This window comes from Vibrio sp. 10N.222.47.A9, assembly GCF_963872585.1.
GTDB lineage: Bacteria > Pseudomonadota > Gammaproteobacteria > Enterobacterales > Vibrionaceae > Vibrio > Vibrio splendidus.
In genome coordinates, this window is the sequence record NZ_CAWNBB010000037.1 from 61,072 (window position 1) to 73,594 (window position 12,523).

General features: G+C 44.9%; 14 protein-coding genes. 13 read left to right on the forward strand and 1 reads right to left on the reverse strand.

The features are described from left to right. The first annotated feature begins 375 nt into the window (after nt 1–375). The 11 genes from AACT19_RS11295 to AACT19_RS11345 all read left to right on the forward strand — a co-directional run bounded on the left by AACT19_RS11295 (nt 376) and on the right by AACT19_RS11345 (nt 10,389). Nucleotides 376–2,352, forward strand: a complete 1,977-nt coding sequence (locus AACT19_RS11295) for a bifunctional 2',3'-cyclic-nucleotide 2'-phosphodiesterase/3'-nucleotidase (RefSeq protein ID WP_076646320.1) — start codon at nt 376–378, stop codon at nt 2,350–2,352. A gap of 338 nt (nt 2,353–2,690) precedes the next feature. Further along, nucleotides 2,691–3,278 (forward strand): DedA family protein, encoded by a 588-nt coding sequence (locus AACT19_RS11300; protein WP_004735269.1) that lies wholly within the window; start codon nt 2,691–2,693, stop codon nt 3,276–3,278. Next, complete coding sequence (locus tag AACT19_RS11305) at nt 3,275–4,408, forward strand: ATP-grasp domain-containing protein (protein ID WP_017083768.1); 1,134 nt, start codon at nt 3,275–3,277, stop codon at nt 4,406–4,408. Before AACT19_RS11300 ends, AACT19_RS11305 begins: the two co-directional genes overlap by 4 nt. A gap of 19 nt (nt 4,409–4,427) precedes the next feature. Beyond that, nucleotides 4,428–4,970 (forward strand): hypothetical protein, encoded by a 543-nt coding sequence (locus AACT19_RS11310; RefSeq protein ID WP_017083769.1) that lies wholly within the window; start codon nt 4,428–4,430, stop codon nt 4,968–4,970. A 2-nt stretch (nt 4,971–4,972) separates the two neighbouring features. Next, nucleotides 4,973–5,722 (forward strand): NRDE family protein, encoded by a 750-nt coding sequence (locus tag AACT19_RS11315; protein WP_076646322.1) that lies wholly within the window; start codon nt 4,973–4,975, stop codon nt 5,720–5,722. A 12-nt stretch (nt 5,723–5,734) separates the two neighbouring features. Continuing rightward, entirely contained in the window at nt 5,735–6,172 is a 438-nt protein-coding gene (locus tag AACT19_RS11320) for a YHS domain-containing (seleno)protein (RefSeq protein WP_076646324.1), read from the forward strand. Nucleotides 6,173–6,182: 10 nt separating this feature from the next. Then, complete coding sequence (locus AACT19_RS11325) at nt 6,183–6,626, forward strand: hypothetical protein (protein ID WP_004735264.1); 444 nt, start codon at nt 6,183–6,185, stop codon at nt 6,624–6,626. Between the two features lie 12 nt (nt 6,627–6,638). Next, nucleotides 6,639–8,393: a lysophospholipid acyltransferase family protein gene (locus tag AACT19_RS11330; RefSeq protein WP_076646326.1), complete on the forward strand. Its 1,755-nt coding sequence runs from the start codon at nt 6,639–6,641 to the stop codon at nt 8,391–8,393. A gap of 71 nt (nt 8,394–8,464) precedes the next feature. Continuing rightward, complete coding sequence (locus AACT19_RS11335; protein ID WP_004735262.1) at nt 8,465–9,031, forward strand: Crp/Fnr family transcriptional regulator; 567 nt, start codon at nt 8,465–8,467, stop codon at nt 9,029–9,031. Between the two features lie 57 nt (nt 9,032–9,088). Further along, nucleotides 9,089–9,541, forward strand: a complete 453-nt coding sequence (locus tag AACT19_RS11340; RefSeq protein ID WP_004735261.1) for a GNAT family N-acetyltransferase — start codon at nt 9,089–9,091, stop codon at nt 9,539–9,541. Next, nucleotides 9,541–10,389: a DMT family transporter gene (locus tag AACT19_RS11345; RefSeq protein ID WP_076646327.1), complete on the forward strand. Its 849-nt coding sequence runs from the start codon at nt 9,541–9,543 to the stop codon at nt 10,387–10,389. The genes AACT19_RS11340 and AACT19_RS11345 overlap by 1 nt, the downstream gene beginning before the upstream one ends. A gap of 59 nt (nt 10,390–10,448) precedes the next feature. Here the strand turns inward: AACT19_RS11345 and AACT19_RS11350 are convergent, their stop codons facing one another. Beyond that, nucleotides 10,449–11,033, reverse strand: coding sequence for a LysM-like peptidoglycan-binding domain-containing protein (locus AACT19_RS11350; protein WP_076646329.1), 585 nt, complete (start codon nt 11,031–11,033; stop codon nt 10,449–10,451). A 213-nt stretch (nt 11,034–11,246) separates the two neighbouring features. Here AACT19_RS11350 and AACT19_RS11355 point away from each other — a divergent pair, with 213 nt between their 5' ends. Together AACT19_RS11355 and AACT19_RS11360 are read left to right on the forward strand one after the other, a co-directional pair. Then, nucleotides 11,247–11,867 carry an FKBP-type peptidyl-prolyl cis-trans isomerase gene (locus AACT19_RS11355; protein WP_076646331.1) on the forward strand — a complete coding sequence of 207 codons (621 nt, stop codon included), beginning with the start codon at nt 11,247–11,249 and terminating at the stop codon, nt 11,865–11,867. Nucleotides 11,868–12,001: 134 nt separating this feature from the next. Then, the gene (locus tag AACT19_RS11360) at nt 12,002–12,496 is read left to right on the forward strand and encodes a DUF2780 domain-containing protein (protein ID WP_076646333.1); all 495 of its coding nucleotides are present in this window, start codon (nt 12,002–12,004) and stop codon (nt 12,494–12,496) included. Nucleotides 12,497–12,523 lie beyond the last annotated feature (27 nt).

A 12,523-nucleotide genomic window follows, 5' to 3' on the forward strand; every position in this document is an offset into this window, starting at 1 on the left:
CACTTGAGTGAATGGGAGTATTGGCACTAGAAGAAAACAGAAGCTTCGTTTTGAGCTATCCTTGCTATTCATCTGCCTGATACGTCCTTGATATAGGCATTATGACGAGCCTCTCATATTACTGGAAATTCTAAAATTTCATTTTTTATTCGAAAAGCTGATAAGGGATTGAATTTACCGATAAGCAGGTGAAATGAATGGACTAATATTATCGATATCAGTTGTGCATCGATTGAGCAGCTTTGGGAGGCGTCTTGCAGAACACCATAAAGTAATCGATCTAAGTCACGAATTAACATTCGTTGTAATCATTGTTTCATTCGGTTTTGTTACATTACGCAACGAATTTTCTACTATCCACTTTGGAGCTACAAAATGAAAGTTGCAATGAAACCTTTGTCATTGGCTGTACTTGCGGGTCTTGGTTTGACTTTAGCAGGCTGCACAACAACACCAGATACCGATGAAGTGATTAAATTACGTGTCGTAGAAACGACGGATATCCATACCAATCTAATGGATTACGACTACTACAAAGACAAGCCATCGAAAAAAATTGGCTTAGCACGTACTGCAACTCTAGTAAAAGAAGCTCAAAGCGAAGTAACCAACAGCGTATTAGTTGATAACGGTGACTTGCTGCAAGGTAGCCCAATGGGTGACTACATGGCAGACAAAGGCATCGAAGCGGGCGAAGTTCACCCTGCATACAAAGCTATGAACCAACTAAGCTACGACGCTGCAAACCTAGGTAACCACGAATTCAACTACGGTCTTGAGTTCCTAGAAGAATCTATCAACGACGCTGATTTCCCGTACATCAGTGCTAACGTTTACGACGCAGAAACCAAAGAACACTACTTCACGCCTTACATCATCAAGACGCACACGTTCGAAGATACTGCTGGCGTAGAGCACGAAGTAAAAGTGGGTTACATCGGTTTTGTTCCACCACAAATCATGACGTGGGATAAGAAGAATCTAGAAGGCAAAGTGATCGCTCGCGATATCATTGAAACGGCTAACGAGTTAGTGCCTCAAATGAAAGCAGAAGGCGCTGAAGTTATCGTTGCTATCCCTCACTCAGGCGTATCAACTGACCCATACAAAAATGGCGAAGAGAACTCAACGTTCTACCTATCTGAAGTAGACGGCATCGATGCGATCGCATTCGGCCACTCTCACGCAGTTTTCCCAGGTAAAGGTTTTGATGACATTCAAGGCATCGACAACGAAACTGGCACAATGAACGGCGTTGCGGCAGTAATGCCAGGTCGTTGGGGTAGCCACGTTGGTGTTATGGATCTAACACTTGCACAAAAAGACGGTAAGTGGGAAGTTGTTAAAGGCCAATCAGAAGCACGCCCTATCTACGACAAAATCGAGAAGAAATCGCTTGCTGCAGCTGATGAAGGCATCGTAACAGCACTAGAAAAAGACCACGCTGGTACTCGTGAGTTTGTTAACCAACCGATTGGTAAAGCAGACGATGTGATGTACAGCTTCTTGTCTCTAGTACAAGACGATCCAACAGTTCAAATCGTTAACCTTGCACAGAAAGATTACGTTGAACAGTTCATCCAAGGTGACCCTGACCTAGATGGTACGCCAGTACTTTCAGCGGCTGCACCATTCAAGGCCGGCGGCCGTAAGAATGACCCAGCAAACTTCACTGAGGTTGAGTCTGGTCAACTAACCTTCCGTAACGCAGCTGACTTATACCTTTACCCGAACACGCTAGTTGCGATGAAGGTAACAGGTCACGAAGTAAAAGAGTGGCTTGAGTGTTCTGCAGGTCAGTTCAACCAAGTGGATGTTAACTCAACAGCACCACAACAGTTGATCGAGTGGGATAATTTCCGCACTTACAACTTCGATGTTATCGACGGTGTTGATTACCAAATCGACGTAACTCAACCTGCGAAATACGATGCAAACTGTAAAGTGGTTAACCCTGAATCACAGCGTATTGTTGGCCTAACTTACCAAGGTAAGCCAATCGACATGAAGCAAGACTTCCTGATCGCCACCAACAACTACCGTGCATACAGCGCTAAGTTCCCAGGCACAGGTGAAGACTTCATCGCATTTGATGCACCAGATGAGAACCGTACTGTTCTTGCAAACTACATCTCTCGCGTAAGCAAAGAGCAAGGTCAAGTGAGCCCAAGCGCGGATAACAATTGGTCATTTGCGCCAATCAAAACGGATAACAAGCTAGATATCCGCTTTGAAACATCTCCAAGTGACAAAGCAGCAGAGTTCATCAAAGAAAAGGGTCAATACCCGATGAAACGTGTTGCGACTGACGATGTTGGTTTTGCTGTTTACCAGATTGACCTAACTAAATAGATTGCTTAAGTAATCCATAGTTAACGTTCTGAAAGGCTGAGTTTTACGACTCAGCCTTTTTCTTTTCTTCTAAATGTTCAGCCCAAAGCCCTAATTTTCGAACGACAAACTCTCGTTCAACCCGCTTCCAAATGCCACGCCTTCAGCTTCAAAACAGCAGTCAAACAGCAGTCAAACAGCAGTCAAACAGCACGACTCAAACCACCAATTGAATGAATCCAACACAAAAAAACGCTAATCAGCTGTAAGTTTTTCTCTGCTCCTCCTGTCTATTTAATTTACTACACTCAATGAATGGTCGTTAAGCCATTCATCTATAGGATAGATAAGGACATTTGATGAGCACCGTCGAAAGCATTCAAGCATGGTTACATTCAGGGGAGGAGTCGCTGCTATGGCTGATGCTTGGCATCATCGCGCTTTCTTACCTGCTTGAAGATCTTGCGATTGTTACGGCGGCAGGTATCGCGACTCAAGGTCTAATACTTCCTCAATATGCGCTGCTTGCTATTTTCATCGGTATTGCCACGGGTGATCTCGGTCTTTATTACTTAGGGAAGTCAGGACGTTATTTCCGAGGTGTTCGATATAAAGCCCTCACGAATAAATACTTTCGTTCGCTTCGTACCAAATTACGTCAGAACGCATTCAGCAGCCTTTTTGTTATCCGCTTTATTCCAGGGCTTCGCACCGTCGGGTTTACCTTAAGTGGCTTTTTCGCCATCCCACTGCCTACTTTCTTGTTTGCTGTCATCAGCGCCACCGCAATCTGGACTGGCATTGTCTTCTCTGCCATCTACTATTTAGGGACATCAGCGTGGCTGCAAGCCTCTGAATATCAATGGATCGTTATCCCGTGTGCCATCGCTTTACTGTTTATCGGTAATCGATTAATGAATAAAACCTACTCTAGAGGATTATCATGAGTTCACCGCAAGATATTCGCATCATTCCCGCACATCAAATCAATGCAGGCATGCCTTTGCTTGAAAAAGATACCGTGCGCAGTGTCTCTCCTTATGAGTTTCTTCCGACTTGGTTCTTCTACACGCCAGTCGTGATTCAAAGCCTGATGCAAGGGTTACGGCACTTTGACTGGGCACTGCCGCTCATCGCCAACCCAAGCATCAAGTTAAGCGGTATGGTAGGCGAATCAAAACACGAGATATTAAGCCTTGCCGGATCTTCAAGTCAGCGTTGGATCTCTCCGTTTATCACCCTCACCAAAACGGATCTCAGCGGTAAGAAACAAGCTGAAGATGCACGCAGCGCACTCATACAATCCGATCTTGATTTCCCGATTGTAGCGAAACCAGATCTTGGCTGTCGAGGCGTTGGCGTCAAGCTGATCAACACACAAGATCAACTTGAGCAATATGTTGAATCTTTCCCAAATAATGCTCGCTTTCTACTGCAAGAAAAGGCGCCTTATCAGGCAGAAGCTGGCGTTTTCTATGTTCGTTACCCAAACAAAAAGCAAGGCGAGATCATCTCGATCACACTCAAATATGCGCCAATGGTGATGGGTGATGGCAAGTCGACCCTCAAGCAGTTAATTGAAAATAGCCCGCGTGCTGGGCAACTCAGCCACCTGTATCTACCAAGGCATGAAGATAAATTGGATCAAGTGCTCGCAGAGGGCGAAGAGTTCCAACTCGCGTTCGCAGGTAGCCATAGCCGTGGCTGCATCTTCCGCGATGGCAATCAATACATTACTCAGGCTTTAACTGAACGTTTAGACGAGATATTCGATGACTTCGATGGTTTTCATTTTGGCCGACTCGACGTCAAGTTTAAAGACATGCACAGCCTAATGAACGGCGAGGATTTCACGATCCTTGAGGTCAATGGCGCAAGCAGTGAGGCTGGGCATATCTGGGATCGCAACACACCGCTGCGAGAGATATTTTCTACACTACTTCTGCAATACCGTATTCTTTTTGATATTGGCGCTCAGCAAAAACAACGAGGCCATAAGACTCCCTCTTTCAAGAGCTTATTCGCTGCGTGGCAAGAAGAGCGACGTCTTGTTCAACAATATCCGACCACTGACTAACTTTGTACGAGGACCATGAATGAACCCCATAGCCCAACCGAGCGCCCTCACTTCTTTCTCTCCTAGTATCAAGGGAGCGGTAGAAATATTGAATCAGGGTCTAGAGTTTTTGTTAGCGATATCTGACAGCGACTATCTGACACGAGCAAAGCCGCACGTCACAAGCTCTATTGGTGAGCATACTCGTCACACGCTCGATCTTTTTCACGCTTTAATTTTAAAAGAGAATGCGACCGTTGATTACAACACTCGCCGTCGTGGTCATCCCGTCGAATACGACCGCTCAATTGCAGTAAAAGAGATCCATTATGTGATCAACTGGCTTGAACGATTAGACCGCAGAGATCTCGAAGCGCCTATCATGATCCAAACCGAAGTTTCAATGGATACACAAGTATTCGCCAGCCTGCCTTCTACGTTAGAAAGAGAGGTCACCTTTGCTGCTCTGCATGCCAATCATCACTATGCGATGATCAAGGTGATCACGACCTTTCTTGATGTCGAAACATGCAATACCTTTGGTTATGCCCCAACCACCAGCAGCTATCTGAGGGAGCAATAATCATGTGTTCAGTATCTTGGCTGCTTGAAGAAAATGGTTATCAGGTCTTTTTTAACCGTGACGAACAAAAGACGCGAGCACTGGCAATGCCACCTAAACAATATCGAGTTAACGGCGTCGATATCATCATGCCACTCGACCCAACTGGCGGTGGTAGCTGGATAAGTATCAATGAGTTCGGGCTTTCACTATGCCTACTCAATAACTATCAAGGCATAGTGCCTGATGGCCTTTTAGTCAGCCGTGGTTTGCTACTCAAGAATCTATCATCGAGTCGTAACATCAGTAAGCTCTCTGAAGCATTTCATCAGCTCGACCTGCACTCTTTTGCCCCATTTACCCTGCTGGCTTTCGCGCCGAACTTAACTCAACACCATGGTTTGGTTATCGCCTATATGTGGGATGGCATTCAACAAAAAATAGTCGAAACCGATTCTCCGCTCTTCTCATCCGGTGTTGATTTAGAGCGAGTACAAGCCTATCGACAAGCAAAATACGATCAGCTTATGGCAACGGGTAAGAATCAACAGAACTTACTTCAGTTTCATTCTCACCATCACAGCGAACAGCCTCATTTAGCGACCTGTATGCATCGCGAAGACGCACATACGGTGAGCTTTACACACTTACGCAATCTACACGGCCAAGCCTCGATGTTTTATGCACCCGGCTCGCCTTGTGAACCCATTAAGCCATGCCAGATAAATCAACAGCGTTTTACCTTCGATTTATCACCCGTAATCAATCTATAGATGGAGTCCATCATGAGAAAACTATTAACCATGGTCATGCTACTTGTTAGCCCGTACGTATTTGCCGCAGATGAAATCTACACAGGGTTCTTTAGCAGTAAGGCGCTCGATGGCTACGATACTGTGGCTTATTTCACTTCAGGCAAGTCCATTGAAGGCAGTAAAAAATTCAGCACCGAGTACAAAGGCGCGGACTGGTATTTCTCATCTGAAAAGAATCTGACTTTATTTGTTAATAATCCTGAAAAATATGCCCCTCAATATGGGGGTTATTGCGCTTGGGCTGTTTCAGCAAAAAGTGACTTTGCACCCGGTGACCCAAACCAATGGACAATTGTTGATAACAAGCTTTACCTCAACTACGACCAAGAGATTAAACAGCGTTGGGAACAAGACCGAGCACAGCATATTCAAAAAGCCGACACCGTTTGGCCGCAACTGATCAAATAAGGGAATAACCATGACATTCACTCCAGCTAAACATATTCCTGCGGCATTTATCGCTTTCGTATTTGTTCAGTCGCTGTTTTTTAAGTTCACAGGCTCATACGAGACTGAGCATATCTTTGGCACCTTGGCGACATGGTCTGGCTTAAGTTGGTTCGGTTCATTTGGCGGCTACTTGATTGGGTTTGCTGAATTGATTGCGGCCATTTTGCTGTTTACTCGTTGGCATGGTCTGGGTGCCATCATGAGTGTGGGGATTATGAGTGGCGCGATATTTTTCCATCTGTTTACGCCGCTCGGTATTCAAATGCCTGAGTTTAACGCAGCGGGTGAAATTGTCGGTTATGACGGCGGATTACTGTTTGGCATGGCATGCCTAGTATGGCTTTGCGGTGCATTTTTAAGTGTAAAAGATTTCAAGAATCAAGACGGTTTCCTAAACAACTTTAGTCAATAAGGTAGCTTCATTATGATTGATAGTCCTTTTCGTTTACCACGTTACACGCCTTTTGGTTTAGGTGAGTCTGTTGTCGAGTGGGCAACTGGGCTATCTAAGCTAGATAAGCTCTATCAAGATAGACCTGATGAGTTATCTAGCTTTGAATTCATGCATCACACCTTGTCAGCATTGAATATCGACTATTCCGTTTCAGCAGGCGCCACTGATAATATTCCCGAACAAGGGCCAGTAGTCATTGTGGCTAACCACCCGCTTGGTGCGATTGAAGGCGTGATCCTTGCTGATCTCGTAGGATCGATAAGAAAGGATGTGAAAGTGTTGGCCAATGAGTTGCTCAAGCGACTGCCTGAACTGGATGATCTTTTCATTGGGGTCGATGTCTTTAACAGTAAAGAATCGAAACGCACCAATGCTAAAGCTATTCGAGATGCCAATCGTCATTTAGCAGACGGTGGACTCTTGATTGTGTTCCCTGCTGGCGAAGTATCGAGTTACCGTAAAGGGGCCAAGACACTAACAGACATCGAGTGGAGCAAATCAGTCGCAAAGTTTGTTAAGCGTCACCAAGCCACCACGGTGCCTATCTTTATCAATGGCAAGAACAGTGAGCTTTTCTACCAAGCGGGCCGTGTTCACCCACTACTGAGAACGGCTTTACTTGGCCGTGAACTTCTTAATAAACAGGCGACGACTATCTCTATCTCGATTGGCTCTTCGATTCCGTATTCAGAGATCAAATCGTTTGAAAAAGAGATGGATATCGTCAACTACCTACGACTCAATACCTACCTAATGAGTCAACAAGATAGCCCGAATACGCCAATCCACGCGCCCTCTTTTGACACCCAAGTGATTGCGCCTATTCCACCAGAAGTGTTGGCAATAGAGGTCGGTTCTCTTCCTGAAGAGATGAAGTTACTTGAGCAAGGGGACTTCGAAGTCTACTGTACGCCAAGCCAATCTATTCCTAACTTAATGCGCGAAATTGGTCGAGTTAGAGAAGAGAGTTTCCGAGAAGTCGGAGAAGGCAGCGGGCTTGCCTGTGATTTAGATGAGTATGACCTTTACTACCACCAACTGTTTGTTTGGAATAAAACCAAGGCTGAATTAGTGGGTGCATACCGACTTGGTATGGTCGACAAGCTCATCGCTGAGCACGGGCTTGATAAGCTCTACTCTCGTAGCCTGTTTAACTACAATCAAGAATTCATCGATACCTTAGACAACAGTATCGAGCTTGGGCGTTCTGTAGTGAGCAAGCCTTATCAAAAGAGCCTTAACTCACTATTACTATTGTGGAAAGGTATCGCGGCCTTCGTGTATCGTCACCCTCAATACACTCACCTATTCGGCCCTGTCAGTATCAGTAATGATTACAGTCATAATGCGCGTCTGTTGATTGCGACGACCTTATCCATACACCATTACGATGAACAAAAGGCGAATCTGGTTTCTCCTTCGTCACCACTCAATACCAGTAATAATGTGTTTTGGCAGAATCACCTGCTATCGTCATTGGCGAGTGTCCCTCTGCTTTCTAAAGTGTTGGCTCGTATGGAGCAAGGGAAAGGCCTACCGGTACTGCTACGCCAATACTTAGGGATGAACGGTAAACTTGTGTGCTTTAACGTCGACCCATCGTTTAATGATGCCTTGGATGGCTTGATTGTGGTTAATCTTAAGAAAGTACCATTGAAAACCCTAGGCAAATACATGGGCAGAGACCTCGCTCAAGATTATCTAGAGCAACACAGTCGACGCTGATTTAGCCTGCTCTGTACCTCTCCCCAAATAAGTGCGATGATTTCGGCACTTATTTGGGTTAGGTTATTTTCATGCACACCTCTTTTATCGAACAACTACAAAGCTTTGACTTCTCTGAGAGTCAGATTGAATCTCTATTAGCTGTCGCGAAACCACTTGAGCTGCCGACCCGACACATCCTGATCAATCAAGGTGAGATGGCGAGTTCGATCTACTTTGTACTTGAAGGCTTATGCCACGCTTGTTATCTCACTAATGACGGTAAGCAATACAGCAAAGAATTCTACTGGGAACAAGACTGGATCATCGGCTTTGAGAGTTTGATAAAGAACCAAGCGTCCCCTTACCTACTAGAAACGCTCACACCCATCACAATGTTAGAACTGCCAATGAATGCGGTTATTGAGTGGCGTGCATCAAATAACCCTCTGTATTTAAAGCTGTTAGAAACTCAGCTCATGCACAAGGAAAACAAAGAACGCTTTATGTTACTTTATACCCCAGAGCAACGCTACCAACTGTTCTGCGAACATTACCCCGACCTTGAACAGCGCTTGAACGACAATCAAATTGCGGCTTACCTAGGTATAACCGCGATCAGTCTGAGCAGAATTAAAGGTCGAATTAACAATAGTTAATGCCAACAATCATCGCACATAGTACATTCAGAGCATCGATAATCTCTGGATGTAAACATGATCACTTGGCACTCAATTCCCTTCTCTGAACTTTCAACACAACAGCTTTATCAATTACTTAAATTACGAGTAGATGTGTTCGTTGTTGAGCAAAATTGCCCTTATCCAGAGCTCGATGGTAAAGATACACTCGCAGGTGTTGAACACTTGCTTGGCTATGCTGATGCAGAGCTAGTGGCGTGTGCCCGTTTGTTACCACCAGGTACTTCTTACGACAATACCAGCATCGGCCGAGTGGCGACCAAGCAATCAGCAAGAGGTGATGGCTTGGGTCATCAATTGATCAAAGAAGCGTTAACACGCTGTGAGACTCTTTGGCCGAGCAAGACCATCGATATTGGCGCGCAACAACACCTAGAAAACTTCTATGCGAATCACGGGTTCGAAACTATCTCTGAGATGTATCTGGAAGACGATATTCCGCATGTAGACATGAGATTTGAAAAGTAATGACGAATATCACTGTCGGTATTCTATTGTTGGTTGCAGGTAACTTGTTTGCCTCGCTTTCCGACGTAGCGGTAAAACTGTTGAATGGCGAAGTACCGCCTCTTCAGTATATTTTTTTCCGACAGTTTATATCTCTGCTAATCATCACCCCTTTGTGGCTACAACAGAAAAAAGAACAACGACGCTTACAACAAGCTAAAGTGACCTTTATTCGAGGACAACTGATCCTAATCGGCAGCGGATGTATGGTCGTCGCGATCACCCACCTTTCTTTGGCTACCGCCAACGCAGTATTTTACGTCGCGCCCCTGTTGATGTTACCTCTCTCTATGTTTCTACTGAAAGAGCAACCGGCACTTGGCAAGGTTATCGCCACCACTATCGGTTTTATTGGTGCATTGATTGTCTTGAGGCCATCACAATTTCATTGGGCAGCACTGTTTGCTTTGGGTACAGCACTCACCCTCGCACTATTCAATGTATTGGTAAGAAAGCTTCCTAGTGAGCAAACGGTGGTCACTACGCTGTGGTGGACAACCTTATTCTCTATTCCAGCCTCATTAGTACTGTGCTTCTTATACTGGCAGCCGGTGTCGGTGGAACATTTGGGATACATAGCATTAAGTGCGACGCTAATCTTAAGCTACAACGGACTTGCGGTCGCTGCCTACCAAAAAGCACACTCTAGTCAAATTGCCTTGGCTGAATACTCAGGCTTAGTGTTTGTCGCCATAATAGGCGCTATATGGTTTGATGAGATTCCAGATACGTTAACCTTTATCGGAATTATGCTCATCATCTTACCGCTTGCACCTTTCAAGCGACCAAAAAAAAGAGCTAATCATTAGCTCTTTTCTATCGACTATCTGTATCTGACGAAACGCTTTAACGCAGGCTCAGTATTGAGCTACTTACTACGGCCAAAGCCACCGTCTGACAATCGGAAAAACATCACCGAAGTGTTGCCTTTTTCTAGCTGAAGAATGTCTAGTTTCCCGGTCTCAGCGAGTTTGAATCGAACTAGCTGGCCTTTACGAATCTGACTAAGTGGTTTGTCTGCCCCTTCAATACGCACTAGCGCGTTCAAGTCAGACAACGGCAAGTCGTTATTTCGAAAAACCTGCGCTAACGTATCCCCTTGCTTTACAAGATACTCCTGCCAGTTGTTGTTACTCGGTTCTGATGAACTGCTCTTGGCATTTTGCTGTTCGCTTAAACCAACGGTGTTTATCTCAAGCTCAACGCGCGATGTTGCTGGGGCTACGTCTACTTTAGGTTCTGGTAGCGGCACAAAAAGTAAGATCAATACGATCGGCGAAATCACCATCAATAGTCTCTGGTGTAATTTCGGCAATGATCCCCAGGCCTGCACGGTTGAGATTTTTATTTTCTTGATATCGATCGAGCTTAATTTCTCTTTGACCTGATTCAGTCGATCCTTGAACTCTGCTAAGTGGTCTACTTTCTGTTTTTTCTTTTGACGACGATTCATGCCACTGCGTCCTATACATTGAATAACTACAGTATAAAAACCAAAGTACCAACAGTATAGATCTTTCCGCAACAACAGAGACCAAAGCAAGAAAATTGACATAGCTGTGATTTGGACACGTTAAAGCGTAAGTGATCAGGGGCTAGCCGTTTATTCAGGCTGCTAATACTGGTATTCTTACCCTTTTCGTACTGACAAAAAGAGTGACTTTTCATGTCTGAAGTAAAATTTGAAACTGTAGAGCAAAAAGCTAGCTACGGTATCGGTCTACAAATGGGCCAACAACTTGCTGGTTCTGGTCTTGAAGGCCTAAACGTTGACGCAATCGCTGCTGGTATCGCAACAGCTCTAGTTGGTGACATGCCAGCTATCGAAGTTGACGAAATCAACAACGCACTACAAGAGCTACACACTCGTGGTGAAGCTGCACGTCAAGAACTAGCTAAAGCAGCAGCAGCTGACGGCGAAGCTTTCCTAACTGACAACGCTCTTCGTTCAGAAGTAACAGTTCTTGAGTCTGGTCTTCAGTACGAAGTACTAACTGAAGGTACTGGCGAAATCCCTACTGCAGACAAGCAAGTACGTGTTCACTACCACGGCGAACTAACTGACGGTACTGTTTTCGACAGCTCTGTATCTCGCGGTCAACCTGCTGAATTCCCAGTAACTGGCGTAATTCAAGGTTGGGTACAAGCTCTACAAATGATGCCTGTTGCCTCTAAGTGGAAGCTATACATCCCTCAAGATCTAGCATACGGTGAGCGTGGCGCAGGTGCTGCAATCCCACCATTTGCTGCTCTAGTGTTTGAAGTAGAACTTCTAGCTATCCTTTAATTTTTATAAAAACCTTTAGTAAAACAAAATACTATAGGCAAATAAAATTAAAATAATCCAACGGCGATGTGACTACATCGCCGTTTTTCGTTTATAGTGAATAGGTCGATTACTTTATTACTTAAGGAAGAATAATGAAGAAAATACTCATCACTATGCTCAGCAGCCTTGCTGTAGTCTCTTGCGCTAGCACTAGCGACTCTGAACAAACCAGTTCATCATCAGATACCAACTATTCCCAACTATCGCAAACTGCCCTGATGGCAGCAGTGAATATGTGGTCTCAACAAAACGAAACAACACCACTTGCTGATACCGTTGCTGATCAAGCATCTGTTACCAGCGATCAAGCAATTGGCGGTATCGGTTCAATGTTGGCGCTTGCACAAAATTCACTTGGCTCAGCAGACAATAAAGAACTCGCATCACTCATTCCTGGAATGTCTTCACTTGAATCGACTGGCTTATCATCAGTTCTAAGCTCACAAGGTGCTGTTGAAAGTGCGTTTGCTGGGTTAGGTATGGATTCGTCAATGATTACGACATTTGCACCAATCATTCTTCAGGCACTTCAATCACAAGGTGCAACGAGCGGCCTTATGGATTCACTTGCCGCTATTTGGCAGTAAGGCATCGCGATTAGCGATTAGCGATTA